Origin of the sequence: Bradyrhizobium sp. SPXBL-04 (genome assembly GCF_051853035.1) — a bacterium.
Lineage (GTDB): Bacteria > Pseudomonadota > Alphaproteobacteria > Rhizobiales > Xanthobacteraceae > Bradyrhizobium > Bradyrhizobium zhanjiangense.
The window spans coordinates 700,682-725,847 of record NZ_CP182472.1 but is presented as its reverse complement, the minus strand read 5'-3'; the positions used below and the strand labels follow the sequence as shown (position 1 = coordinate 725,847).

Annotated in this window: 28 protein-coding genes and 1 other RNA gene; 21 read left to right on the top strand and 8 right to left on the bottom strand. The window is 65.5% G+C overall.

The annotated features are described in order from the left end of the window. Nucleotides 1-6 precede the first annotated feature (6 nt). The 10 genes from yihA to dapE all read left to right on the top strand — a co-directional run bounded on the left by yihA (nucleotide 7) and on the right by dapE (nucleotide 8,113). Nucleotides 7-660: a ribosome biogenesis GTP-binding protein YihA/YsxC gene (gene yihA / locus ACNJX8_RS03300; RefSeq protein ID WP_128930897.1), complete on the top strand. Its 654-nt coding sequence runs from the start codon at nucleotides 7-9 to the stop codon at nucleotides 658-660. Beyond that, complete coding sequence (locus ACNJX8_RS03295; protein WP_439359616.1) at nucleotides 660-1,025, top strand: DUF423 domain-containing protein; 366 nt, start codon at nucleotides 660-662, stop codon at nucleotides 1,023-1,025. Before yihA ends, ACNJX8_RS03295 begins: the two co-directional genes overlap by 1 nt. A gap of 116 nt (nucleotides 1,026-1,141) precedes the next feature. Next, a complete protein-coding gene (gene argB, locus ACNJX8_RS03290; RefSeq protein ID WP_128930895.1) occupies nucleotides 1,142-2,029 on the top strand; it encodes an acetylglutamate kinase in 888 nt (295 codons plus the stop codon). A gap of 182 nt (nucleotides 2,030-2,211) precedes the next feature. Further along, nucleotides 2,212-3,198, top strand: a complete 987-nt coding sequence (locus ACNJX8_RS03285) for a DUF1036 domain-containing protein (protein ID WP_439361795.1) — start codon at nucleotides 2,212-2,214, stop codon at nucleotides 3,196-3,198. Nucleotides 3,199-3,413: 215 nt separating this feature from the next. Continuing rightward, a complete protein-coding gene (locus ACNJX8_RS03280) occupies nucleotides 3,414-4,103 on the top strand; it encodes a pyrimidine 5'-nucleotidase (protein ID WP_439359615.1) in 690 nt (229 codons plus the stop codon). A gap of 23 nt (nucleotides 4,104-4,126) precedes the next feature. After that, a complete protein-coding gene (locus tag ACNJX8_RS03275; protein ID WP_439359614.1) occupies nucleotides 4,127-5,032 on the top strand; it encodes a LysR family transcriptional regulator in 906 nt (301 codons plus the stop codon). 106 nt (nucleotides 5,033-5,138) lie between these two features. After that, on the top strand, nucleotides 5,139-5,498 hold the full coding sequence (locus ACNJX8_RS03270) for a carboxymuconolactone decarboxylase family protein (RefSeq protein WP_439359613.1): 360 nt from the start codon (nucleotides 5,139-5,141) through the stop codon (nucleotides 5,496-5,498). Further along, nucleotides 5,495-5,938 carry a DUF302 domain-containing protein gene (locus ACNJX8_RS03265; RefSeq protein ID WP_439359612.1) on the top strand — a complete coding sequence of 148 codons (444 nt, stop codon included), beginning with the start codon at nucleotides 5,495-5,497 and terminating at the stop codon, nucleotides 5,936-5,938. Before ACNJX8_RS03270 ends, ACNJX8_RS03265 begins: the two co-directional genes overlap by 4 nt. 140 nt (nucleotides 5,939-6,078) lie before the next feature. Then, on the top strand, nucleotides 6,079-6,924 hold the full coding sequence (gene dapD, locus ACNJX8_RS03260; RefSeq protein ID WP_439359611.1) for a 2,3,4,5-tetrahydropyridine-2,6-dicarboxylate N-succinyltransferase: 846 nt from the start codon (nucleotides 6,079-6,081) through the stop codon (nucleotides 6,922-6,924). Nucleotides 6,925-6,934: 10 nt separating this feature from the next. Continuing rightward, nucleotides 6,935-8,113, top strand: a complete 1,179-nt coding sequence (gene dapE / locus ACNJX8_RS03255) for a succinyl-diaminopimelate desuccinylase (protein ID WP_439359610.1) — start codon at nucleotides 6,935-6,937, stop codon at nucleotides 8,111-8,113. A gap of 136 nt (nucleotides 8,114-8,249) precedes the next feature. Here dapE and truA read toward each other — a convergent pair whose 3' ends face one another. From truA to def, 3 genes are all read right to left on the bottom strand, one after another. Further along, complete coding sequence (gene truA, locus ACNJX8_RS03250; protein WP_128930887.1) at nucleotides 8,250-8,987, bottom strand: tRNA pseudouridine(38-40) synthase TruA; 738 nt, start codon at nucleotides 8,985-8,987, stop codon at nucleotides 8,250-8,252. 118 nt (nucleotides 8,988-9,105) lie between these two features. After that, the gene (gene fmt, locus ACNJX8_RS03245; protein ID WP_439359609.1) at nucleotides 9,106-10,041 is read right to left on the bottom strand and encodes a methionyl-tRNA formyltransferase; all 936 of its coding nucleotides are present in this window, start codon (nucleotides 10,039-10,041) and stop codon (nucleotides 9,106-9,108) included. 192 nt (nucleotides 10,042-10,233) lie between these two features. Beyond that, nucleotides 10,234-10,761 carry a peptide deformylase gene (gene def, locus ACNJX8_RS03240; RefSeq protein ID WP_091887295.1) on the bottom strand — a complete coding sequence of 176 codons (528 nt, stop codon included), beginning with the start codon at nucleotides 10,759-10,761 and terminating at the stop codon, nucleotides 10,234-10,236. A gap of 171 nt (nucleotides 10,762-10,932) precedes the next feature. On the opposite strand from def, the gene ACNJX8_RS03235 reads away from it, so the two are divergent. Both ACNJX8_RS03235 and ACNJX8_RS03230 read left to right on the top strand, forming a co-directional pair. Beyond that, entirely contained in the window at nucleotides 10,933-12,132 is a 1,200-nt protein-coding gene (locus ACNJX8_RS03235) for a DNA recombination protein RmuC (RefSeq protein WP_439359608.1), read from the top strand. A 202-nt stretch (nucleotides 12,133-12,334) separates the two neighbouring features. Next, nucleotides 12,335-13,693 carry an AmpG family muropeptide MFS transporter gene (locus ACNJX8_RS03230; protein ID WP_439359607.1) on the top strand — a complete coding sequence of 453 codons (1,359 nt, stop codon included), beginning with the start codon at nucleotides 12,335-12,337 and terminating at the stop codon, nucleotides 13,691-13,693. A gap of 166 nt (nucleotides 13,694-13,859) precedes the next feature. Here the strand turns inward: ACNJX8_RS03230 and ACNJX8_RS03225 are convergent, their stop codons facing one another. From ACNJX8_RS03225 to ffs, 5 genes are all read right to left on the bottom strand, one after another. Further along, nucleotides 13,860-14,294, bottom strand: a complete 435-nt coding sequence (locus ACNJX8_RS03225) for a hypothetical protein (RefSeq protein ID WP_128947261.1) — start codon at nucleotides 14,292-14,294, stop codon at nucleotides 13,860-13,862. 27 nt (nucleotides 14,295-14,321) lie between these two features. Then, complete coding sequence (recR, locus tag ACNJX8_RS03220; protein WP_091887285.1) at nucleotides 14,322-14,924, bottom strand: recombination mediator RecR; 603 nt, start codon at nucleotides 14,922-14,924, stop codon at nucleotides 14,322-14,324. A 1-nt stretch (nucleotide 14,925) separates the two neighbouring features. Next, nucleotides 14,926-15,246, bottom strand: a complete 321-nt coding sequence (locus ACNJX8_RS03215) for a YbaB/EbfC family nucleoid-associated protein (RefSeq protein WP_128930882.1) — start codon at nucleotides 15,244-15,246, stop codon at nucleotides 14,926-14,928. Nucleotides 15,247-15,379: 133 nt separating this feature from the next. Next, nucleotides 15,380-17,221, bottom strand: coding sequence for a DNA polymerase III subunit gamma/tau (locus tag ACNJX8_RS03210; protein WP_439359606.1), 1,842 nt, complete (start codon nucleotides 17,219-17,221; stop codon nucleotides 15,380-15,382). 94 nt (nucleotides 17,222-17,315) lie between these two features. After that, an RNA gene (gene ffs / locus ACNJX8_RS03205) (signal recognition particle sRNA small type) lies at nucleotides 17,316-17,412 on the bottom strand. 184 nt (nucleotides 17,413-17,596) lie between these two features. On the opposite strand from ffs, the gene ACNJX8_RS03200 reads away from it, so the two are divergent. The 9 genes from ACNJX8_RS03200 (at nucleotide 17,597) to ACNJX8_RS03160 (ending at nucleotide 25,142) form a co-directional block, all read left to right on the top strand. Beyond that, nucleotides 17,597-18,451, top strand: coding sequence for a transporter substrate-binding domain-containing protein (locus tag ACNJX8_RS03200; RefSeq protein WP_439359605.1), 855 nt, complete (start codon nucleotides 17,597-17,599; stop codon nucleotides 18,449-18,451). A gap of 186 nt (nucleotides 18,452-18,637) precedes the next feature. After that, nucleotides 18,638-19,300 carry an amino acid ABC transporter permease gene (locus ACNJX8_RS03195; RefSeq protein WP_439359604.1) on the top strand — a complete coding sequence of 221 codons (663 nt, stop codon included), beginning with the start codon at nucleotides 18,638-18,640 and terminating at the stop codon, nucleotides 19,298-19,300. Next, on the top strand, nucleotides 19,297-20,103 hold the full coding sequence (locus ACNJX8_RS03190; protein WP_439359602.1) for an amino acid ABC transporter ATP-binding protein: 807 nt from the start codon (nucleotides 19,297-19,299) through the stop codon (nucleotides 20,101-20,103). The genes ACNJX8_RS03195 and ACNJX8_RS03190 overlap by 4 nt, the downstream gene beginning before the upstream one ends. After that, complete coding sequence (locus tag ACNJX8_RS03185; protein WP_439359600.1) at nucleotides 20,103-20,858, top strand: SDR family NAD(P)-dependent oxidoreductase; 756 nt, start codon at nucleotides 20,103-20,105, stop codon at nucleotides 20,856-20,858. The genes ACNJX8_RS03190 and ACNJX8_RS03185 overlap by 1 nt, the downstream gene beginning before the upstream one ends. Next, a complete protein-coding gene (locus ACNJX8_RS03180) occupies nucleotides 20,855-21,982 on the top strand; it encodes a muconate cycloisomerase family protein (protein ID WP_439359598.1) in 1,128 nt (375 codons plus the stop codon). The genes ACNJX8_RS03185 and ACNJX8_RS03180 overlap by 4 nt, the downstream gene beginning before the upstream one ends. 241 nt (nucleotides 21,983-22,223) lie before the next feature. Then, on the top strand, nucleotides 22,224-22,643 hold the full coding sequence (locus ACNJX8_RS03175; RefSeq protein WP_164939773.1) for an HIT domain-containing protein: 420 nt from the start codon (nucleotides 22,224-22,226) through the stop codon (nucleotides 22,641-22,643). A 10-nt stretch (nucleotides 22,644-22,653) separates the two neighbouring features. Beyond that, nucleotides 22,654-23,598, top strand: a complete 945-nt coding sequence (gene nudC / locus ACNJX8_RS03170; protein ID WP_128930876.1) for an NAD(+) diphosphatase — start codon at nucleotides 22,654-22,656, stop codon at nucleotides 23,596-23,598. A gap of 13 nt (nucleotides 23,599-23,611) precedes the next feature. Continuing rightward, the gene (locus ACNJX8_RS03165) at nucleotides 23,612-24,565 is read left to right on the top strand and encodes a sugar kinase (RefSeq protein ID WP_439359596.1); all 954 of its coding nucleotides are present in this window, start codon (nucleotides 23,612-23,614) and stop codon (nucleotides 24,563-24,565) included. Nucleotides 24,566-24,632: 67 nt separating this feature from the next. After that, nucleotides 24,633-25,142 carry an Lrp/AsnC family transcriptional regulator gene (locus ACNJX8_RS03160; protein ID WP_008542650.1) on the top strand — a complete coding sequence of 170 codons (510 nt, stop codon included), beginning with the start codon at nucleotides 24,633-24,635 and terminating at the stop codon, nucleotides 25,140-25,142. Nucleotides 25,143-25,166 lie beyond the last annotated feature (24 nt).

Here is a 25,166-nt window from a genome sequence, read left to right as displayed (position 1 = left end):
GCTCGCATGAACGACAAGACCGACGAGCGACTGATCGAGGCCGGGCGAAAACTGTTCGCCCGCGACTGGCAGTTCATCTGGGCCTCGCCCTCGATTGCCACGCTGCCGCCGATGGCCGGGCTGGAGATCGCCTTTGCGGGACGCTCCAATGTCGGCAAGTCCAGTCTCATCAACGCGCTGACCGGCCGCAATGCGCTGGCGCGCACCTCGCATACGCCGGGCCGCACCCAGGAGCTGATCTTCTTCGAGGTCCCCGGGAAGAGTGACCTGCGCCTCGTCGACATGCCCGGTTACGGCTATGCCAAGGCGCCCAAGAGCCAGGTCGCGTCGTGGACCGAGCTGATCCACAAATTCCTGCTGGGACGTGCCTCACTCGCGCGCGTCTATGTGCTGATCGACGCGCGGCATGGAATCAAGGACGTCGATCTCGAAGTCCTGAAGACGCTCGATCGCTCCGCGGTCAGCTACCAGATCGTGCTGACCAAGGCCGACCAGGTGAAGGCCTCCGAGCTGCAGGCGCGCATCGCCGAGACCGAGGCTGCGCTGGCCAAGCACCCCGCCGCGTTCCCGAACGTGCTCGCGACCTCGTCGCGGAGCTCGACCGGCATGGAGGGCTTGCGCGCCGCGATGGCGAAGCTCTTGGAAGAGCGGGCCTCGTGATGGTGGCACAACGCCTGCTGATCGGGCTTGCCGGTTTGATTGGCGCCGCCGGCGTCGCGCTGGCGGCCGCCTCCGCGCATGGCGCCGATGCGAGCCGGCTGGCAACGGCCAGCGCCATGCTGCTGTTTCATGCAACTGCCATACTTGCGACCGTCGCGCTGCTCGCGCGCGGCCTTCTGCACGGCGGAATTGGCCTCGTTGCCGCGTTCGGCTTCGCAGCTGGCGCCGCATTGTTCGCGGGTGACCTGACCTTGCGGCAATATGCGGGGCACGCGCTGTTTCCCTACGCGGCGCCGACGGGTGGGACGATAATGATCTTGGGCTGGTTGGCGGTGAGTGTGGCGGCGGCGGTGGCGAAGAAGTGACGCTCGCTCCTACCCTCCCCTGGAGGGGAGGGTAGGAGCGAACGCCACACTTTGCGCCGCGCCCGCCAATCAGATAGAACGCAGGCCGCGTTAGTCCCGCCAGCGAGATCCGCCTCATGACCGACATCTCCCCGCTCGACCAGGCCCGCATCCTGTCCGAAGCGCTGCCGCACATGCAGCAGTATGACGAGGAAACCATCGTCATCAAATATGGCGGCCATGCCATGGGCGACGAGGAGACCGCCAGGAACTTTGCGCGCGACATCGTGCTGCTGGAGCAGACCGCGATCAATCCGGTGGTGGTGCATGGCGGTGGGCCGCAGATCGCGACCATGCTCAAGCGCCTCGGCATCGCCTCGGAATTCGCCGCAGGCCTGCGCATCACCGATGCCGCGACCATCGAGATCGTCGAGATGGTGCTCGCCGGCTCCGTCAACAAGCAGATCGTCGGCTACATCAACGAAGCCGGCGGCAAGGCCGTGGGCCTGTCGGGCAAGGACGGTAACATGGTGAAAGCGTCGAAGACGACGCGGACCATCATCGATCCGGGCTCGAACATCGAGAAGGCGATCGATCTCGGCTTCGTCGGCGACCCCGAGAAGGTCGATCTCACTTTGCTCAACCAGCTGATCGGCTACGAGCTGATCCCGGTGCTGGCACCGCTCGCAACCTCCAAAGAAGGCCAGACCCTGAACGTCAACGCCGACACGTTTGCCGGTGCCGTTGCCGGCGCGCTGAAGGCCAAGCGTCTCCTGCTGCTCACCGACGTGCCAGGCGTGCTCGACAAGTCCAAGAAGCTGATCCCGCAATTGTCCGTCAAGGACGCGCGAAAGCTGATCGCCGACGGCACCATTTCCGGCGGCATGATCCCGAAGGTCGAGACCTGCATCTACGCGCTCGAACAGGGCGTGCAGGGTGTCGTCATCATCGACGGCAAGATGCAGCATGCGGTACTGCTCGAGCTCTTCACCAACCAGGGCACGGGAACGCTGATCCACAAGTGATGCGGGAGCGGACAAAGAAAGCCGTCATGGCCGGGCAAGAGCGCGAAGCGCGTCTTCGCGAAGATCTCCCGGCCATCCACGATCTTTCGTTCCGCGCCAAGAACGTGGATGCCCGGCACAAGGCCGGGCATGACGAGCGGAGAGAGCGGCAGCCTCGCCGTCCTCCCCTGACCCGCTTCCTGATGACGCTGCCCGCCGCAGCCGTCTCGTTCTTCTTCTCCTCCGCGCCGGCTCTCGCCGACCTCAAGATCTGCAACCGCATGTCCTATGTCGTCGAGGCCGCGATCGGCATCGACGACAAGGCGGCGACCGCGACGCGGGGCTGGTTCAGGATCGATCCTGCCACCTGCCGCGTGGTGGTGCAGGGCACGCTGATGGCCGACCGCATCCTGCTCAACGCCCGCGCGCTCGGCGTCTATGGCGCCTCCCCGATCCCGCAGAACGGCCGCGACATGCTGTGCGTGGCGCAGGATAATTTCGTCATTGCGGCGGCGCGGCAATGCCGCAGCGGCCAGATCCAGGCCGCCTTCACGCAAGTGACGCCGACGCAAGGCGCGGACGGCAACCTCATTGCCTATCTCGCCGAGGATTCCGAATATGACGACGAGCAGGCGCGCCTTGCCAGCATCCAGCGACTGCTGGTGATCGCGGGTTACGACGTCGGCGCGATCGACGGCGTCGACGGGCCGAAGACGCAAGCAGCGCTGGCCGCCTTCCTGAAGAGCCGCGGGCTGTCGTCCGACGTCGTCTCGTCGCCGAATGTGTTCAAGACCATGGTCGATGCGGTGCAGACGCCCTCCGCGACCGGCCTCACCTGGTGCAACGACACGCCGCACAAGGTGATGGCGGCAGTCGCGAGCGACGACGGCAAGTCGGTGACGAGCCGCGGCTGGTATCGCATCGATCCCAAGACGTGCCTGCATCCTGACGTGACCGGCCAGCCCAGGCAGATCTTCAGCTTCGCGGAAGCGGTCGACGCCGACAACCGCGTCATCAAGCTGAAGGACCGGCCGCTGAACTGGGGCGGCGACAAGCAGCTCTGCACGCGCGAGACCAAGTTCGAGACGAGCGAGCAGACCGATTGCGGCGCGCGCGGATTCGCCGCGACTGGTTTTGGCGCGGTGGACATGTCGAGCGGCGGCAAGACGCTGCGGTTTGCGCTGCCGTGATGGGTGGGATTGCTGTGACGATTGTTGCGGTGACCGCGCCACAAACTCCACCGTCGTCCTGGCGAAAGCCAGGACCCATTACCCCAGGATGGGGTTTGGCAAAGAACGACAACCAGAGTGCCCCATTGATAGGTCACGGCGTATGGGTCCTGGCTTTCGCCAGGACGACGATTGAGGGTGAGGCCACAGCGCCGCCCAACGGATAGAGAGTTGCGATGACTTGGCCCCGCACCTTCGCCCATGTCGACACCTGGGTATTCGATCTCGACAACACGCTCTATCCGCATCACGTCAATCTGTGGCAGCAGGTCGATGCGCGGATCGGCGAGTTCGTGTCGAGCTGGCTGAACGTGACGCCCGAGGAGGCGCGCAAGATCCAGAAGGACTATTACCTGCGCTTCGGCACCACCATGCGCGGCATGATGACCCTGCACGGCGTCTCCGCCGACGACTACCTTGCCTACGTCCACAAGATCGACCATTCGCCGCTGGAGCCGAACCCGGCGCTCGGTGCAGCCATCGCCGGGCTGCCGGGGCGCAAGCTGATCCTGACCAACGGCTCGGTCGACCATGTCGATGCCGTGCTGGCGCGGCTCGGCTTCGCAACGCATTTCGACGGCGTATTCGACATCATCGCCGCCGAGTTCGAGCCCAAGCCGGCACCGCAGACCTACCGGAAGTTCCTGAGCGACCATGCAGTCGATCCGACCCGCGCCGCGATGTTCGAGGACCTCGCGCGCAACCTCGCCGTCCCGCACGAACTCGGCATGACCACGGTGCTGGTGGTGCCCGACGGCACCAAGGAGGTGGTGCGCGAGGACTGGGAGCTGGAGGGCCGAGACGCCGTCCATGTCGACTACGTCACGGATGATCTGACGGGGTTTTTGCAATCGCTCGCCGCCTGAGCGCGACCATGCAAGGAGCGAACGTGTCCCGGAAACCGCCAGGCCTACCCGCCATCGAATGGGACGATCTGCGCTATTTCCTGACCCTGGCTCGCGAGAAGAGCCTGTCCGGCGCGGCGCGCAGCCTCGGCACGACGCAGCCGACCATGAGCCGCCGACTCGAACTGTTCGAGAAGAAGCTTGGCGCCGTGCTGTTTCAACGAAGGCCGTCCGGCCTCGAGCTCACCGACACCGGGCGGCAAATCCTCGACTATGCCGGCAGGATGGAAGACGCAGCTCTTGCTGCCGAGCGGATAGCGACCGGTAGCAGCGCCGGGCTCAGTGGAACGATCCGCGTGACCTCCGCCGAATGGCTGGGCGCGCGGGTTCTGTCGCCCCTGCTTGCCGAGTACTGCACCCTGCATCCCGAAATGAACATCGAGCTCGTCACCGACACCGAGGCGCTAAGCCTGACCCGACGCGAGACCGATATTGCCGTGCGTTTCGGACGCTTCGAGCAGGAGGGGCTGATGCAACGCAAGATCGGCAGCCTTCCGTTCGGCCTCTATGCGGCGCCCGGCTACCTCAAAGCGAAAGGTCTCCCGGATTTTCGGCAAGGCGGCGCCGGCGCCACGGTCATCGCCATGAACGCGGCGCTTGCCGAAAGCGTCGCCGAGACAAAGTGGCTCCGCCACCATTTGGCACACGCCCACATTGCCTTTCGCAGCAACAGCCGCGACGGCCAGGCGGCGGCGGCCGTTGCCGGCGCCGGCCTGGTTTGTCTGCCGGCACGTCTCGCCGGCGCATATCCGCAGCTGCGCGCAATCGAGACGCCGGCCCCTGTTCCGAGCCGCGATGTGTGGCTCGGATTCCACCGCGACACGCGCGGGATTCCCCGGGTGCGCGGTGTTGTGGACTTCCTCGCCGCGCGCACGCGTCGGCTCCGCTGACGATCTCCGGTCCGCGTATAGGGATCATACGCCGGCAGCCGATGGGCATCGGCGCAGCTGCCGCTTATGTCGTCTCCCGAGCCCCCCGCAATCGAGGAGATCTGCAATGTTGGACTGGAAGACCTATCAAGGCGAACTGCTGGCGCGCATCGGTGACGTCGGCAAGCTCAGCCCGGAGACGGTGAAGGGTTATCGCGCGCTCAGCACCGCGGGCGCACAGAGCAGCCGGCTCGGCGACAAGACCCGCGAGCTGATCGCGCTCGCCGCCGCGGTGACCGCACGCTGCGATGGCTGTATCGCCGTCCATGCCGAAGCCGCGACCCGGCACGGCGCGAGCCGCGAAGAGCTCGCGGAAGCACTTGGCGTCGCGATCGCAATCGGAGCGGGCGCCGCGCTGGTGTATTCCGCCCGCACGCTCGATGCATTCGAGGCGAACAATGCGGCGAGCCCAGCGGCGGTCCGATGACGGAGGCGGCCCTTCAGACTGTCGCCTTTTCCGAGAGCGGCACCGCGGCAGCTTCTTTCCAACGCGCCCTCTCCTCGACGCTGCCGGTCGAGGAGATCGTGACGCGCCTCAAAGACAGAATCCTCGCTGCCGATCTCTGGGTGCTGTACGAGATCAATCCGCAGATGCTGCTGCATCGCGGCGGATACGACATCGGCCCGGCTCGGCAGATCCTGTTCTTTCACCCGCGCCTGATGTCGCGTCTGCTGGCGGCCGATTCGGCGGCCTTGCTCGAAGTCCCCCTGAAGTTCACAGTTATCGGCTTCCGCGAAGGACGAACCGAACTGCGCTGGCTCGATCCCGGCAAAGCCTTTGCGCGATATCAATCGCCGGCGCTTGCAGCGCTTGGCGACGAACTGGCCGACGTTTGCGAGAGCATCGTCGCCGGCCTCGATCCCTGAGAGGCAGGCCCCCGCCCACGTTCCGGGTGCGTCGGCGCCATCCGGAACAAGGCCGAGAGCGTTCTTGACTCTCCTCGTCCAAATCCCGAAAAAGCCCCCTCGATTTCCCGCAAATAACTCCGGTTTTGAGGAAGCCTCCGATGTCCCTGTCCGCCCTGGAATCCACCATCAACAGCGCCTTCGATGCGCGTGAGACCATCTCGACCACGACCAAGGGCGAGGTGCGCGAGGCCGTGGATCAGGCGCTGGAGATTCTGGACAAGGGCGAGGCGCGTGTTGCCGAGCGCGGCAGCGACGGCAAGTGGAAGGTCAATCAATGGCTGAAGAAGGCCGTGCTGCTGTCCTTCCGCCTCAACGACATGGGCGTCATTCCCGGCGGATCGGGCAAGGCGACCTGGTGGGACAAGGTGCCCTCGAAGTTTGAAGGCTGGGGCGAGAACCGTTTTCGCGATGCCGGTTTCCGTGCCGTCCCCGGCTCCATCGTGCGCCGCTCGGCCTTCATTGCCAAGAACGTCGTGCTGATGCCGTCCTTCGTCAATCTCGGCGCCTATGTCGATGAGAGCACCATGGTCGACACCTGGGCCACCGTCGGCTCCTGCGCCCAGATCGGCAAGCGCGTGCACATCTCCGGCGGCGCCGGCATCGGCGGCGTGCTCGAGCCGCTCCAGGCCGAGCCCGTGATCATCGAGGACGACTGCTTCATCGGCGCGCGCAGCGAGGTCGCCGAAGGCGTGATCGTGCGCAAGGGCGCGGTGCTGGCGATGGGCGTGTTCCTGGGCGCCTCGACCAAGATCGTCGATCGCGAGACCGGCGAAATCTTCATGGGCGAAGTGCCTGAATATTCGGTCGTGGTGCCCGGCGCGCTGCCCGGCAAGCCGATGAAGAACGGCCAGCCTGGCCCAAGCACCGCCTGCGCCGTCATCGTCAAGCGCGTCGACGAGCGCACGCGGTCCAAGACCAGCATCAACGAGCTGCTGCGAGATTGATCGGACGCGCATGACCGATGCTCTCTCCATTGCCCGCGATCTCATCCGCTGCCCCTCGGTAACCCCGGCCGATGCCGGTGCACTCGGGGTGCTTGAAAAAGCCCTCAGCGCCGCCGGCTTCATTTGTCACCGCGTGACGTTCAGCGAACCCGGCACCGCCGACGTCGACAATCTCTATGCGCGGATCGGCAGCGAGGGCCCGCACATCACCTTTGCCGGCCACACCGACGTGGTGCCGCCCGGCGACGAGACCGCCTGGAGCGTCGGCGCATTCTCGGGCGAGGTGAAGGACGGTTTCCTGCACGGCCGCGGCGCGGTCGACATGAAGGGCGGCATCGCTTGCTCGGTCGCCGCGGTGCTGGAGCATCTCGCCGCCAATGGCGGCAAGCCGCGCGCCGACGGCCAAAAATCGGGCTCGGGTTCAATCTCCTTCCTGATCACCGGCGATGAGGAGGACGTCTCCATCAATGGCACCATCAAGCTGCTGAAATGGGCCGCCGAGCGCGGCGAAAAGTTCGACCATTGCGTGCTGGGCGAGCCCTCCAACGTCGAGACGCTCGGCGACACCATCAAGGTCGGCCGCCGTGGCTCACAATCGGGCACGCTCTATGTCGACGGCGTGCAGGGCCATGTCGCCTATCCACATCGCGCCTCCAACCCGGTGCCTGATATCGCGCGACTGATCGTGGCGATCTCCGACGAGCCGCTCGACCATGGCAGCGCCCAGTTCCAGGCTTCCAACCTCGAGTTCACCTCGGTCGACGTCGGCAACAAGGCCAGCAACGTCATCCCCGGCGAGGCCCGCGCGAAATTCAACATCCGCTACAACGACAACCACACCCAGGCGAGCCTGCGCGAATTGGTCGAGACGCGCCTCGCAAAAGCCTGCGGCAACCGCATCCGCGCCCGCATCGTCTGGGAGCCCTCGAACTCCAGCGTGTTCGTGACCAAGCCCGGGCCGTTCACCGATCTCGCGGTGTCCGCGATCGAGGAGGTGACCGGCCGCAAGCCGGAGCTGTCGACGAGCGGGGGTACGTCGGATGCGCGGTTCATCTCCAGCTACTGCCCGGTGATCGAGTTCGGCCTGGTCGGGCAGACCATGCACCAGATCGACGAGCGCGTGCCGGTGACGGATCTGGAGAAGCTGACGCAGGTGTATCGGGGGATTTTGGCGCGGTATTTTGGGTGAGGCGCTAATTCTCGCCAAACCCTCTACCGTCATGCCCGGGCTTGTCCCGGGCATCCACGTTCTTCGGCGCGTCGGACAAGAAAGGTCGTGGATGGCCGGGACAAGCCCGGCCATGACGCCAGTGGCGGCATCAGGGTCAATAATCCACCTTCACCAGATACAACCCCTCCGGCGGGGCGACGATGCCGCAGGCGGCGCGATTGCGGGCAGCTAAGGCTGCGGAGAGATCGTCCGCGGTCCAGCGGCCCTCGCCGACCCAGACCAGCGAGCCCACCATCGAGCGCACCTGGCTATGCAGGAACGAGCGCGCCGAGGTGAGAATCGTGATCTCGCGGCCATCGCGCGCGACGTCGAGCTGGTCGAGCGTCTTCTCCGGTGATTTGGCCTGGCACTCGGTGTCGCGGAACGTGGTGAAATCGTGCTTGCCGAGCAGGCGTTGTGCTGCCGCATGCATAGCATCGGCATCGAGCCGGCGCGGCACGCGCCAGGCGTGGCCGACGTCGAGGGTGAGATTGGCGCGGGTGTTGACGATGCGGTAGCGGTAATGGCGCTTGATGGCCGAGAAGCGCGCCTCGAAGGTCTCGGGGACGATCTCGGCCTCGAGTACCGCGACCGGATGCGGGCGCAGATGCGCGTTGAGCCCGTCGCGAAAACGATCCGGCGCAAATTGCTTCGCGATGTCGACATGCGCGACTTGGCCAAGCGCGTGCACGCCGGCATCGGTGCGGCCGGCCCCATGCACCCGCGCGTCCGCGCCGGTCATCGCCTTGACGGCAGCTTCCAGCGCGCCCTGCACCGAGGGCAGCGTCTCCTGCACCTGCCAGCCGCAGAACGGCGCGCCGTCATATTCGATGGTGAGCTTGTAGCGGGGCATCTCAATCCGGGTGGTGTCATCATCCGCGAAGGCGGATGATCCAGTACTCTGAGACAGCTCCGTTCGACCGAGACGCCTCGGCGTACTGGATACCCCGCTTTCGCGGGGTATGACAGCGTCAGCTGAACTTCGATCCCGCCTTCAGCGGCACGCCCCGCAAAAAGTCAGCGGCCTGCATCCGGGCCTTGCCTTCGCGCTGGAGCTCGATGATGCGGATCGCACCCTCGCCGCAGGCGATGGTGAGGTGGTCGTCGAGCACCTCGCCGGGCGCAGCTGAGCCGTTCGCCAATTCACATCGCAGGATTTTGACGCGCGCATTCTCGCTGACGTCCGCGAGCTCGGCCCAGGCACCGGGGAACGGCGACAGGCCGTGGATGTGGCGCAGCACCGCGCGTGCAGGTTTCGTCCAGTCGATCCGCGCCTCGGCCTTGTCGATCTTGGCGGCATAGGTGACGCCGTCCTCGCTCTGCTTTTTGAGCTGAAGCCCGCCGCGTCCGAGCGCGGCCATGGCGCGGACCATCAAATCGGCACCGAGCCGGGAGAGGCGATCGTGCAGATCGGCCGCGGTCATGCTGTCCGTGATCGCGAGCCGTTCGGCCATGGCGACGTCGCCGGTGTCGAGGCCGACATCCATCTTCATCACCATCACGCCGCTCTCGGCATCGCCTGCCATGATGGCGCGATTGATCGGCGCGGCGCCGCGCCAGCGCGGCAACAGCGAAGCGTGCAGATTGTAGCAGCCGAGTTTTGGTGCATCGAGGACGGCCTGCGGCAGGATCATGCCGTAGGCGACGACGACCGCGGCATCGGCATCGAAGGCGCGAAATTCGTCGAGCGCTTCCGGCGTCTTCAACGTCTTCGGCGTCAGCACGGGAACGCCGAGTTTTCGCGCAGCTTCCTCGACCGGCGTGGGCTGCAATTGCAGGCCGCGGCGCCCGCCCGGCTTCGGCGCGCGGGTGTAGACGGCCGCGATCTCGTGGCCATGCGCGACCAGCTCGAGCAGCGTCGGCACGGAGAAATCGGGTGTGCCCATGAAGATCAGGCGGAGAGGCATGGGACGAGACAATCCTCGGAAAGGAACAGAGTACTCGTCATGGCCGGGCTTGTCCCGGCCATCCACGTTCTTTCTCACTCGACGGACGAAGAACGCGGATGTCCGGCACGTTAGCTTGAAGACGCGCTTCGCGCTTTTGGGCTTGAAGACGCGCTTCGCGCTTTTGGCCGGGCATGACGGCGGAGGACGTGGTTACTCCCCCGCGCGCTTGGCGGCTTTCTCGAACTTCTTCATCACGCGGTCGCGCTTGAGCTTCGACAGATAGTCGACGAACAACACGCCGTTGAGATGATCGATCTCGTGCTGGATGCAGGTGGCATAGAGGCCTTCGGCATCCTCCTCGTGCACCTTGCCGTCGAGGTCGGTGAAGCGCACACGCACCTTCGCGGGACGCTCGACCTCCTCGTAATATTCGGGGATCGACAGGCAGCCTTCCTCGTACACCGAAAGTTCCTCCGAAGAGGAGAGAATCTCCGGGTTGATGAAGACACGCGGCTCGTGCTTGGTCTCGCCGTTCTCGTCGCGCTTGGCGAGGTCCATGGTGATCAGCCGCAGCGGCTGCGCGACCTGGATCGCCGCGAGGCCGATGCCGGGCGCGTCATACATGGTCTCGAACATGTCGTCGGCAAGCTTGCGGATCTCCGGCGTGACCTTCTCGATCGGCTTGGAGATCAGACGCAGCTGCTTGTCGGGCAGGATGATGATTTCTCTGAGGGCCATGGCGGCGATTTAAGCTGCGCGCCGGATGCGGTCAATCCGGCCAGGAACTTCGTTAACCCTCCGCTAACCATAAAACTTCAGCTTTCGTTAACCATAAAAATTAGTGGGTCGTTAACCACCGACGTTCCCTCTTCGTTCGCGCATTCCGGCGAATCGGGTAGAAGGGGACGCATGAACGAGATCATTGTCATGCTGGGCGACTGGCCGGTGCGCACGATCGATGCGCTGATCGGCTTCGGCGCCCTTATCCTCATCCTGCTGGTAGTGATTGCCGTCGTGATCGCGCGCTCCGGGCGGCGCGGCGCGGAACTCGCGATGGCGCATGCGATCCGGGCCGACGAGCTCGAGGAGCGCCTGAGCGAGGTGCTGCGCGCCCAGAGCGAGGCCTCGGGCCGGGTCGACGCCATGACCCAGGCGCTGGCCGGCCGCCAGGCCGAGATGGCGCGGGCGGTCAACGAGCGGCTGGATTCGGTGACGCATCGCGTCGGCCAGTCCATGGAACATTCGACCCGCAACACCATGGAGAGCCTACGCGCGCTGCATGAGCGGCTCGGCATCATCGACAGTGCGCACAAGAACCTCACCGACCTCACCACGCAGGTGACGACCCTGCGCGACGTGCTCGCCAACAAGCAGTCGCGCGGGGCCTTCGGCCAGGCGCGAATGGAAGCAATCGTCCAGGACGGATTGCCCAAGGGCTCGTACGAGTTCCAGTTCACGCTCTCGACCGGCAAGCGGCCCGATTGCGTCGTGTTCCTGCCGGACCAACGCCCGCTCTGCATCGATGCGAAATTTCCGCTGGAGGCGATGACCGCGCTGCACGACGCCCGCACCGACGAGGAGCGGCGCTTCGCCACGCAGCGGCTGCGCGGTGACGTGATGAAGCACGTCAGCGACATCGCCGAAAAATATCTCGTCACCGGCGAGACCCAGGAGATGGCGCTGATGTTCGTGCCGTCGGAATCGGTCTACGCCGAGATCCATGACGGCTTCGACGACGTGATCCAGAAGGCCTATCGCGCCCGCGTCGTGCTGGTGTCGCCCTCATTGCTGATGCTCGCGATCCAAGTCATGCAGCAGATCATGAAGGACGCGCGCATGCGCGATGCCGCCGACCAGATCCGCACCGAGGTGATCAAGCTGGGCGACGATTTGGGCCGCCTGCGCGACCGCGTGCTGAAGCTGCAAAAGCATTTTGCCGACGTCAACGAGGACATGCGGCAGGTGCTGATCTCCGCCGACAAGATCGAGAAGCGCGCCGGGCGAATCGAGGAGCTCGATTTCAGCAAGGCGGATGCGCCCGAAGGCCCACATTTGGTGGCCACCGGTGCGCCGGAGCTGTTTCCGAGGAAGCTCCAGGCGGGGGAGTGACGTCTTCACCTCTCCCCGCTTGCGGGGAGAGGTCGGATTGCCACCGGCGATGCGAAGCATCGTCCGGCGCAATCCGGGTGAGGGGTACAGGTCCCTCGACGAGTTCAAATGTGGCGAGAGGCCCCTCACCCCAACCCTCTCCCTGTAAGAACGGGGGAGAGGGAGAAGAGGCAGCGCCCCCAGAATCTGCTAACACCACCCCATGACCGCACCCGACGCGACCTCCTCCGCTGGCGCCACCGCTGCCTCCTGGCGTGACAGCCTTGCCGTGTACCTGCAACCGCGGGTGCTGATCGTGCTGTTCCTCGGCTTCTCGTCCGGCCTGCCGCTGGCGCTGTCGGGTTCGACGTTGCTGGTGTGGATGCGGGAGGTCGGGGTCGATCTCAAGACTATCGGGCTGTTTGCGCTGGTCGGCACGCCCTACACGCTGAAATTTTTGTGGGCGCCGCTGGTGGATGCGATCCATGTGCCGCTGTTCACCCGCGTCTTCGGGCGGCGGCGGGGCTGGCTCTTGTTCTCGCAGCTGCTGCTGATCATCGCCATCCTGCTGCTGGCGATGACCGATCCTGCGCGCTCGCCGTTCTACGTCGCGCTCGGCGCGCTGCTGGTCGCGACCACGTCCTCGACCCAGGACATCGTGGTCGACGCCTTCCGCGTCGAGAGCCTGCCGGAGAGCGAGCAGGCGGCCGGCATGGCCGCTTATGTCGCGGCCTATCGCATCGGCATGCTGGTGTCGACCGCAGGCGCGCTGTTCATCGTCTCCGGCTTCGAGGGCACCGGCATTACGCGACACTCGGCCTGGATGTTGGGCTACGTGGTGATGGCGGCGATGGTGCTGATCGGGACGCTCACGGCGCTCGTCGCAACCGAGCCTGAGCAATCGACAAAGGCGGAAGCGGCGACGCACGCAGAGCCGGCCTTCGCTCGCGTCGTTCAGGCCGCGATCGGCGCCTTCGCCGAATTCCTCTCCCGCAAGGACGCGCTCGCCGCGCTCGCTTTCGTGGTGCTGTTCAAGTTCACCGATGCCTTCTCCGGCACGATGACGGCGCCGTTCGTGATCGACCTCGGCTTCTCTCGCAACGACTATGCGGCGATCGTGAAGGGCGTCGGGCTCGCCGCGACGCTGATCGGCGGCTTTGCCGGCGGTTTTGTCGCGCGGCGTTATTCGCTGGCGACCAGCCTCTGGATCGGCGGCGTGGTGCAGGCGCTCGCCAATCTTTCGTTCTCCTGGCTGGCGTTCGTCGGCACCAGCCAATGGGCGCTCGCCTTCGCCATCACGGCCGAGAACTTCACCAGCGCCATCGGCACCGTGATCTTCGTCGCCTACCTCTCCGCCCTGTGCAGGAACCCGCTGCACACGGCGACGCAATACGCGCTGCTCACCGCGCTTGCGGCGGTGGGACGAACGTATCTGTCATCAGGCGCCGGCTTCGTGGCTGATACGACCGGCTGGGCGCTGTTCTTCGTGATCTGCGTGCTGGTGGCGATCCCGAGCCTGGTGCTGCTGGCCTGGCTGCAGAAGCGCGGGCATTTCGAGACGCTGGGGCCGGTGAGGGTTTGATACCGCGAGCGCCACGCCCGCGATGCCGTAGGATGGGCAAAGCGAAGCGTGCCCACCAACCTTCAGCGCGATCGACGAAAGATGGTGGGCACGGCGCGTTGCGCCTTTGCCCACCCTACGGCAGCTTGCTCCTCGCAATGACGACGGAGAAAGCGTCGCCATCCCCCTACTGCTTCTTGATCAAACTCCACTTCGTGATCACGGCCTCACTCATCTGGCCGGCATCGCTGGCGCAGGCGATCTCGTCGACCTTGACCGAGATCTCCTTGCCGACGAACGATTTCAACTGCGCGGCCTGCGCGTCGCTGGAGGTGACGAGCTGGAAGGTTTCGGGGCCGGTCTCGAGATTGCACAGCCCGTTCGGCGGCGGCAGGCGGCGCGGCTCGGACGTGATCTGATAAGTCGCGACGCGCTTGCCGTTCTTGACGTCGCGCACCTTCATCGCATTCAGCTCGCCGGAGAGCACGTCGCCGGTGTTGATCGGCTTGCCGGGCTTGGACGGCGGCGGCGTCTCGTCGCCCTGCTGCGCGGAGATGGCCGGGCTCACCAGCACCATCATCGTCGCGACCAAAGCCAATCGTGTGGCGAAAAGTTTCGTCATGTCGTCCGTTCCGTAAAGTCTGGATGGCTAGAACAGGGTGCGCTGCCGCATCGCAGCCGATAGCGTACCTTCATCGAGATAATCAAGCTCGCCGCCGACAGGAACACCATGGGCGAGCCGCGTCACCTTCACATTGGCGTCCTGAAGCAGGTCGGTGATGTAATGCGCCGTGGTCTGGCCGTCCACCGTCGCATTCAGCGCCAGGATGATCTCTTGCACCTGCGAATCATGCGCGCGCGCCACCAGCGCGTCGATGGTGAGATCCTGCGGGCCGACGCCGTCGAGCGGCGACAATGTCGCGCCGAGCACGTGATAGCGCCCCTGGGTGGCATTGGCCCGCTCCAGCGCCCAGAGGTCGGCGACGTCGGCGACGACGACGATGATGGAGGGATCGCGCTTTGGATCGGTGCAGACGGTACAGGGATTTTGCGTGTCGATGTTGCCGCAGGTCTTGCACACCTCGACCTTGTCGAGCGCGACCTGCAAGGCCGACGACAGCGGCATCATCAGCGCCTCGCGCTTCTTGATCAGATGCAGCGCCGCGCGTCGCGCCGAGCGCGGACCGAGGCCCGGCAGCCGCGCGAGCAGCTGGACCAGCCGCTCGATTTCAGGACCTGCAACGGCGCCCATCTTACTGGCCGAACAGCCCCGGCGGCAGGCCGAGCCCGCCGGTGAGGGCCTGCATCTTCTCCTGCATCGCAGTCTCCGCCTTGCGGCGGGCATCACCGAAGGCGGTGACGAGCAGGTCTTCCAGCACCTCGCGCTCTTCCGCCTTCATCAGCGAGGGATCGATCTTGATGCCCTTGACGTCCATCTTCGCGGTCATGCGCACGGCGACGAGGCCGCCGCCGGAGATGCCTTCAACCTCGACGTTGGCGAGCTGGTCCTGCATCTCCTGCATCTTGGATTGCAGCTGCGCCGCCTGCTTCATCATGCCGAGAAAATCAGCCATAGCTCGCGTGTCCTTGAAAGAGGCTAAGGCGCTATGAATCATCATCGTGCCTTAGCATATTGTTTGCGCATGATCTTATCGGAAAACCGCTTCGCACTTTTCGCTACGCGGCCCTTCGGGTCCGGATCATGCGCTAGAGATCGTCGCCGTCGGAACCCTCTAGCGGATCGTCACTGCCATAGTCCGGGTTAATATTGGTTTCCGGCGTCTCGGGGGCAAGCCTGCGGACCTCGACGACCTTCGCACCGGGAAAACGCGACAGCACCTCCTGCACGCGCGGGTCGGCCTCGGCGGTGCGCGCATGCTCCTGCTTCGCGGCCTGGTTCACCGAGCGCAGCGTCGGCTGGCCCTGCTCGTTGGAGACGATCACGGTCCAGCGGCGACCGGTCCACAGCTCGAACTTCTTCGCGAGCTCGGAGATCATGGTCTTGGAGGCGTTGGGCTCGAGCGCGACCTCCAGCCTACCTTCCTCGAAGCGGACGAGGCGCATGTCGCCTTCGAGCGCGCCCTTAGTGAGGAGGTCGCGCTTCTGCCCCGCCAGCGCGACGAGCTGGGTGAAACTGGTGACGCGCAGCACCGGCGCTGCGCCTTGCGGATCGGGCGCCGGCGCCGCCATCTGCGGCCGTGCAGCGCCACCGCCGAACGAGGACGGCGAGGAGGTCGGCATGCGAACCGGGGCCGTGGAAGCAACCGGCGCCGAAGGCGCGCTGCGCGCGGCGCTGGCGCCGCTCACGATCGGCGAGCCGCCGCCGTTCTGCTCCAGCATCCGGATCGCTTCGTCCGGCGTCGGCAGGTCGGCGACATAGGCAATGCGCACCAGCACCATTTCGGCGGCCGCGGCGGGACGCGTCGCGACCTGCACCTCGGTGATGCCCTTGAGCAGCATCTGCCACATCCGCGACAGCACGCGCATGGAAATCTTGGACGCGAAGTCCCGCGCGCGGACCCGCTCGGTCTCGCCATAGGCGACGTTGTCGGCGGTTGCCGGCACTATCTTCACGCGGGTGACGAAATTGACGAATTCGGCGAGGTCCGAGAGCACGACGATGGGATCGGCGCCGACGTCGTACTGGTCGCGGAACTCCTTAAAGGCGGCCGCGATGTCGCCGCGCGTCAGCGAATCGAAGAGATCGATGACACGGGTGCGATCAGCGAGGCCCAGCATCTGCCTGACGGCATCGGCCTTCACCTGCCCCGCGGCATGCGCGATCGCCTGGTCGAGCAGCGACAGCGAATCGCGCACCGAGCCTTCGGCGGCACGCGCGATGATGCCGAGCGCCTCCGGCTCGATCTCGACGCTTTCCTTCGTCGCGATGTTGGCGAGGTGCTTCATCAGCACGTCGGCCTCGACCCGGCGCAGGTCAAAGCGCTGGCAGCGCGACAGCACCGTGACTGGAACCTTACGAATCTCCGTCGTGGCGAACACGAACTTGGCGTGCTCCGGCGGCTCCTCCAGCGTCTTCAGGAAGGCGTTGAACGCCGCCGTCGACAGCATGTGGACTTCGTCGATGATGTAGACCTTGTAGCGGGCGCTGGCGGGGGCATAACGCACGCTGTCATTGATCTGACGGACGTCGTCGACGCCGGTATGCGACGCCGCGTCCATCTCCAGCACGTCCATGTGCCGGCTTTCCATGATCGCCTGGCAGTGTACACCCAGCGTCGGCATGTGGATGGTCGGGCCCTTCACCGAACCATCCGGCATCTCATAGTTGAGCGCACGGGCCAGAATACGCGCAGTGGTGGTCTTGCCGACGCCACGGACGCCGGTGAGGATCCAGGCCTGAGGGATGCGCCCGGTCTCGAACGCGTTGGAGACGGTGCGGACCACGGCCTCCTGGCCGATCAGATCATCGAAAGAGGAAGGACGGTATTTGCGCGCCAGCACCCGGTAGGGCGTGCCCGGCTCGGCGCCGAGTGCAAAGCCAGCCTGGCTGGCGCTGTCGGGATTGGGAGGGGCGCCAGCGTCGGTCATCGGTCGATCCGCAATGAAATCTCTCTCGGCCGGCTTTTGCGGAAAGGAGCGCGCCAGCGGGAGGCCCGCCGGCGCAATTCGCTCGGAAAAAAAGGTAGGAGACTGACGAGCGACCCGATCCAGACCTCGTTAGGGCTGCTTCCTTCCGGACCTGACCCGGTTGGCGAGTGGCTCGTCCACCGCCAATCTCCCGGTCCCTATTTGGGGCCAAAGGGAGCGGAAAGCAAGCGGGTATCGGCTTGAACCGGTTGAGTTTGCCCAGCATCCGGGCAATTCCAGATCTGCCCAGCCGATAGGCTGTGCTTTCGCTGCTGGGACCACCTTGCTAAGAACGCTTGGCGGAACTCCATCCAACCAGAAAAGCGATTGATCCCAATGGTTACACGTCGTGATGTTGCATCGATTGTCGGACTTGGCGCCATTGGTGCGGCGGCTGCAGGGGCGCTGGCCTCCCCGGCCATGGCCCAGGCGGCCGATCCGAACGAATCGACCTTCGCCCGCATCCGCCGGACCAAGAAGATGCGGATCGGCGCGGTCGGCGGCGGTGCGCCCTACTACATGAAGGATCTCGCCTCCGGCCAGTGGAAGGGTTTTTACATCGACATCGCCAAGGGGCTCGCCGACGACATGGAGGCCGAGCTCGAGATCACCGAAACCACCTGGGGCAATTCGGTGCTCGATCTGCAGGCCAACAAGATCGACATCTTCTTCGGCCTCAACCCGACCCCGAAGCGCGCGCTGGTGGTGGACTTCTCGGTGCCGGTTTTCAACAACGCCTTCGCCATCCTCTGCAAGAAGGACTTCAAGCCGAAGAGCTGGGCCGAGCTGAACTCGCCCGACATCAAGATCGCGGTCGACCAGGGCTCCTCGCACGACCAGGTCGTCAGCCGCCTGACGCCGAAGGCGCAGATTACGCGGCTGAAGACCGCCGATGACGCCACCGCCGCACTCCAAACCGGCCGCGTCGACGCGCAGTGTCTGATCACCATGCTGTCGCTGACCGTGCTGAAGAAGAATCCCTCGCTCGGCCAGCTCGTGCTGCCGACGCCGATCTTCGCCACCACGTCCAATGCCGGCTTCCGCCGCGAGACCGACAAGACCTGGCGCGATTACGTCAACACCTGGATCGATTTCAACAAGGGCCTCGGCTTCATCCGCAACGCGATCATCACCAACATGGAGCTGGTGGGCGTGACCGAGGCGGACATTCCGCCGGGCGTGTCGCTGTAGCGTATGATTGGGCGCCGCTGCATCGGCAATCTCGCTGCGCCCCCTCTCCCGCTTGCGGGAGAGGGTTGGGGAGAGGGTGGCTCAGCTGGCAAGACTCCCCCAGGGGAAAGAACCCTCACCCGTGCCGCATCTTCGATGCGGCACGACCTCTCCCGCAAGCGGGAGAGGTGAAGCAAGAAAGCACGCATGTATCAGTGGGACTTCGGCATCCTCTGGGGCTATCGCTGGCTCTTTCTCAACGGGCTCGGCGTCACCGTCGGCTTCACCGTGGTCATCGTCGTCTGCGGGCTGCTGTTCGGCCTGCTGGGCGCGTTCGGCAGCCTGTCGCGCTTCAGGGCGCTGCGCCTTGCTGCGCTCGCCTTCATCGAGGCGTTCCGCTGCACGCCGATCCTGGTGCAGCTGATCTGGTTCTATTACGCGCTGCCGATCCTCGCCGGCGTCGAGATGACGCCGATCGCCGCCTCGGCGCTGGCGCTCTCGCTCTATGGCGGCTCGTTCTATTCGGAGATCATCCGCGGCGGCATCGTCTCGATCGACAGCGGCCAGTCCGAAGCCGGCGCCGCGCTCGGCATGACGCCGATCCAGACCATGCGCCGCATCGTGCTGCCGCAGGCGATCAAGCGCATGATCCCGGCGCTGATGAACCAGTCCATCATCCAGTTCAAGAACACCTCGCTGGTCTCGGTGCTGGCGGTGCCCGACCTCGTCTATCAGAGCCAGGTCGCCGCTCATGACAGCTACCGGCCGCTGGAGACCTACACCGCCGTCGCGGTCGCCTATGCGGCGATCCTGATTCCGCTCACCATCATCGTCCGGCGCGGCGAGAAGCGATTGGCGGTGAGTGAATGAGCGAGACGTCCAATAACACCTCAAAAATCGAAATCCGCGGCCTGCGCAAGAGCTTTGGCAGCAACGAGGTCCTGAAGAACATCAATCTCGACGTCGCCAAAGGCCGCGTGGTCGCGCTGATCGGCCCGTCCGGCTCGGGCAAATCGACGCTGCTCCGCTGCATCAATCTCCTGGTCGTGCCCGACGGCGGCAGCGTGCGCGTCGGCGACACGCGCTTTTCATTTGGCGACGGTTCGAAGCTGCCCGACGTGAAGACGCTGGCAAGGTTCCGCGCCACCACCGGCATGGTGTTCCAGCACTTTAATCTGTTCCCGCACATGACCACGCTCCAGAACGTGATGGAGGGGCCGGTCACGGTGCGGCGGATGACCAAGGCGGACGCCGAGAAGCTCGCGCGTGCGCAGCTCGCCAAGGTCGGGCTTGCAGAGAAGGCCGATCAATATCCGGCAACGCTCTCCGGCGGACAGAAGCAGCGCGTCGCGATCGCGCGCGCGCTCGCGATGGAGCCTGATGTCATGCTGTTCGACGAGGCCACCTCGGCACTCGATCCCGAGCTCGTCGGCGAGGTGCTGAACGTGATGCAGCGGCTGGCATCGGAAGGCATGACCATGGTGATCGTGACCCATGAGATCGCCTTTGCCCGCGAGGTCGCCGATCGCCTCATCTTCATGCGCGACGGCATCGTGGTCGAGGAAGGCCCGGCGCGGCAGGTCATCGACAATCCCAGGGAAGCCGCGACACGCGCCTTCCTCAGCCATTTCCACCGCACCGGCGCACTGCCGCCGGCCAACGCGACACCATGATGCCTGATATCGAACGCGTCTATCTCGTCACCGGTGCCGCCAGCGGCATCGGCCGCGCCACCGCAAAGCTGCTCGCCGCGCCTGGTGTTGGGCTCGTTCTGCACACACGCGCGAATGCAGAAGGCCTCGACGCCACCGCGGCGGACGCCGAAGCGAAGGGCGCTGTCAATGCAAAGTGTCTCGGCGATCTTGCCGAGGAGGCCGCGGCCACCGATGCCGTCGCCGCCGCGCAAGCCGCCTTTGGCCGGCTCGATGGATTGATCCTGGTCGGTGGCCACGCCCGCCGGGGCAGCGCGATCGGCACGCCGGCGGATCAATTCCGGCAGGCGATGGACGAATCCGCGCTGGCGTTCACGCGAATGGTCGAGGCCGCGCTACCGCTGCTGCGCGCAGGGCGAGACGCACGGATCGTCGCAGTCTCCTCATTCGTCGCGCACGCGATCCGGCCCGAATTCGCGCCGTTCGCCGCGACCGCCGCGAGCCGCTCTGCACTGGAAGCCTTGGTGCGGCTGACCGCGGTCGAGCTCGCGAGCGACGGCATCACCGTCAATGCGGTTGCGCCGGGCCTCATCGTCAAGGACAAGCCGAGCGAGAGCCGGCTGTCGCCCGAGCAGATCGCCGCGACCGAGGCGCTGATCCCGATGCGCCGCCGCGGGCGGCCGGAGGAAGTCGCGGAGATCATCGCCTTCCTGGCATCCCCAAAAGCATCTTACGTCACCGGCCAGATCTGGCACGTCAATGGAGGCCTGACATGACCGAAGCGACCATCGAACGTCTCAGGCTGTTCCTGATCGAGAGCCCGATCAAGATGGCGCGCCTGCAGGGCGTCGGCAACGTCAAGGGCACGGTGAAGCGCGTGCTGATCGAGCTCACCGCGAGCGACGGCGTGATCGGCTGGGGCGAGGCAGCGCCGTGGGAGGTGTTCACGGGAACGCCGGAAGCGGCGTTCTCAGCGCTCGACATTTACTTAAGGCCGATCGTGCTCGGCAAGCCGGTGCGCCGTATCCGCGCGCTGATGGCAGAGCTCGACCGTGCGCTGGTCGGACATGCCGAGGCCAAGGTCGCCATCGAGATGGCGCTGCTCGACATCGTCGGCAAGTCGTCCGGCTTGTCGGTCGCCGACCTCCTCGGCGGCCGGGTGCGCGACACGATTCCCCTCTCCTTCTCGATCGCCGATCCGGATTTCGCCGCCGATCTCGACCGCATGCGAAACATGGTGCCGGACGGCAATGTCATCTACAAGGTCAAGACCGGCGTGAAGCCGCATCGCGAGGACCTCGACCACCTCGCGGCGATCCGCAAAGAATTCGACGACAAGGTCGATCTGCGCGTCGACTACAATCAAGCATTGGCGCCGTTTGGCGCCATCAAGACCCTGCGCGATGTCGAGGAGTTTGCGCCAACCTTCATCGAGCAGCCGGTGCCGCGCAAGTTTCTCGACGTGATGGCACAGCTCACCGCGGCGCTGGAAACGCCCGTGCTCGCCGACGAAAGCTGTTTCGATCGCCGCGACATGATGGAGGTGGTGCGCCGCGAGGCAGCCGATGCCGTCTCGATCAAGCTGATGAAGGCCGGCGGCCTGTTCGAGGCGCAGGCGATCATGGCGATCGCCGACATCGCCGGCCTGCCCGGCTATGGCGGCACGCTGTGGGAGGGCGGCATTGGGCTCGCCGCCGGCACGCAGCTGATCGCGGCGACGCCGGGCATCTCGCTCGGCTGCGAGTTCTACATGCCGCATCACGTGCTCACCGAGGACGTGCTGGAAGAACGCATCGCCAACCGCGGCGGCCATGTCGTGGTGCCCGACGGCCCCGGCCTCGGCATTCGTGTGAGCGAGGCATCGATCCGCGCCAATGCGCGCGTGCTGGCTGAGGCGTAACTCGCTGTCGTCCTGGCGAAAGCCAGGACCCATTACCCCAGGGGGAAGTTGTGGTCCGCGCTGGTCACCACAAATCTTCGCCAAACTACTTCCTGGGGTAATGGGTCCTGGATCAGCGCTTCGCTTGTCCAGGACGACGACGGTGCATGCAGCCCCTGCGGAGCCCGATCCTTCCCCTCGCTAACCGCGTATCGTATGGTCGGCCCCAACACGCCCGCCCCCCGGCTATCCGGAAAGACACATGCCCGAACCCGCCTGGTCGCTGCACTCCCGCCTGAAAGAGGACACCATCGACATCGGCGATTTGCCGCTCTCGAAGGTGCTGGTCATCAAGGACGCGCATTATCCCTGGCTGCTGCTGGTGCCGCGGCGGCCTGACGCGGTCGAGATCATCGATCTCGACGAGGTGCAGCAGGCGCAGCTGATGACCGAGATCTCCCGCGTCTCGCGCGCGCTGAAGGAGATCACCAAATGCGACAAGCTCAACATCGCCGCGCTCGGTAATCTCGTGCCGCAGCTTCACGTTCACGTCATCGCGCGCCGGACCAGTGACGCGGCCTGGCCGCGGCCGGTGTGGGGCGTGATGCCGCCGCTGGCGCACGACGCCACTGAAGTGCAGAATTTCATCAGCGCGCTCCGCCGCAAGATCTGGTTGGGTTGAAAGAATCATAATGTCAGCATTCGACGCGTTTCCGCTGGGACAGCCGGCCTTCGTCACCAACGTCCTCGACCGCGCCGCGCATCTGCGCCGCGACGACGAGAAGCTGTTCGCGATGGAGCAGAAGCCGTCATCGCGCGCCTATGTCGTCTATCGCGACTCGCTCCTGGTGAAGCGCGAGGGCGACAAGGTTCGGGCGCTGCTGGGAATCGACGAGGCGCTGAAATGCGGCGCCAATCCCGGCACGGTCTTCTTGGGGCTGCGCGATGGCGCGGCGATGTTCGGCATGGGAATGTCGCAGGCGGCGGCCGAGAAGCTGGTCGGCCGCGACGACTACACCGTGACCGAGCTGCGCGGCATGGCGATGCAGGGCGCGCTGCCGCCACAGGAGTTGTCGGCGATCGCGATGGCGAAGTCGATGGTGGGCTGGCATCAGCGCCACGGCTATTGCGCCAATTGCGGCGCACGCACCAGCATGAAGGAAGGCGGCTGGAAGCGCGACTGCCCCGCCTGCAAGGCCGAGCATTTTCCGCGCACGGATCCCGTCGTGATCATGCTGGTCGCCTCCGGTGGCAAATGCCTGCTCGGCCGTCAGAAGCAGTTTCCGCCCGGCATGTATTCGTGCCTCGCCGGCTTCGTCGAGGCAGCCGAGACCATCGAGGACGCGGTGCACCGCGAAATCCTGGAGGAGTCCGGGATCCGCTGCACCGACGTGCAGTATTACATGACCCAGCCCTGGCCCTATCCGTCGTCGCTGATGATCGGCTGCAGCGCGCGGGCGCTGAACGAGGACATCGTCGTCGATCGCATGGAGCTGGAAGACGCGCGCTGGTTCACGCGCGAGGAGGCCGCTCTGATGTTGACGCGGACGCATCCGGACGGGCTCGCCGGCCCGCATCCGTTCGCGATCGCCCATCATCTGCTCGGCCGCTGGGTGCACGACAAGAGCGGCGCTTGAGCTGAGAGCGCCGATGACCGCAACGGGACTCGCGCCGCACATCCTCTGCATCGGCATTCCCGTGCGCGACCTCACCTTTCGCGTCGAGGCCGTGCCCGAACGCGGCAGCAAGGCCAACGCGAGCCATCTTGCGGAGATCTGCGGCGGCAACGCGCTCAATGCTGCGATCGCCATCGCCCGTCTCGGCGGCCGGGTCTCGTTCGCCGGACCGATGGGCGATGCCGGCGAGACGTCGAGCGGCTTCATCCTCGAACGGATGGCGCAGGAGGGCATCGAAACCACGCACATCGTGCGCATGCCGGGCCTGGCCACGCCGGTCTCGGCGATCATGATCGAGCCCTCCGGCGAGCGGACCCTCACGATCTATCGTGATCCCGCTTTGTGGACCGTGAAGCTGGCGGACGCGGACGAATTGCTCGCCGATTGCCGCGCGGTCCTCGTCGAAAGCCGCTGCGCTTCGTTCGCGACCTCGCTCTGCACTGAGGCGCGCCGGCGCGGCATTGCCGTCATCGTCGGCGTCGACCGCGCGATGTCGTTACAGGACGGCCTGCTCACGACAGCCTCGCATCTGCTGTTCGCCAGCGAACAGGCGCAGGAGACCGCCGGCATCGCCGACGACGGCGAGGCCTTGAAGCGCCTGGCCGGGTTGACGCCGGCCTTCCTCGCCGCCACCCGCGGCCCCCGCGGCACGATCTGGCTGAACGAGGCGGGCGAGTTGGAGCAGACGCCAGCCTTCCCGATCCAGGCGGTCGATACGCTCGGCGCCGGCGACGTCTTCCATGGCGCCTTCGCGCTTCGCCTCGCCGAGGGCAAGGGGGCGCGGCAGGCGCTGCGATTCGCCGCGGCCGCCGCAGCGCTGAAATGCGGCCGCCATGGCGGTGGCCTAGCCGCCCCACAACGCGTTGAAGTTGAAGAGTTTTTGAGCGAGCAGCCGGCGGCGATGCCCGGCCGGTCGCCAACATTATAGACTTGCTATAGAATGATTTTCTCTATATCAGGGAAATCTGCCCCTGAAATGGAACAAAGTTCTTCAAATGACCGACCTTGCCGTCCAGATCCCCGAGACCAGCCGCCGCCTCGATGCCATCGACCGCAAGATCCTGATGGTCCTCCAGGAGGATGCCTCCCTGTCCGTCGCCGAGATCGGCGATCGCGTCGGCCTGTCCTCGACCCCCTGCTGGAAGCGCATCCAGCGGCTCGAGGCCGACGGCGTGATCATCAAGCGCGTCGCGCTCGTCGACCAGAACAAGATCGGGCTCGGCATCTCCGTGTTCGTCTCGGTGGAGAGCTCCGACCATTCCGACGCCTGGCTGAAGCGATTCGCCGAAGCCGTCAGCGCCATGCCGGAGGTGATGGAGTTCTATCGCATGGCCGGCGACGTCGACTACATGCTGCGCGTCGTGGTGGCGGACATGCAGGCCTATGACGTGTTCTACAAGAAGCTGATCAGCGCCGTGCCGCTGAAGAACGTCACCTCGCGCTTCGCGATGGAGAAGATCAAGTCGGTCACCGCGCTGCCGATCCCGGCGGTGGTGGCGGCTTAGGGCTTTCACCACACGACGGCTGTC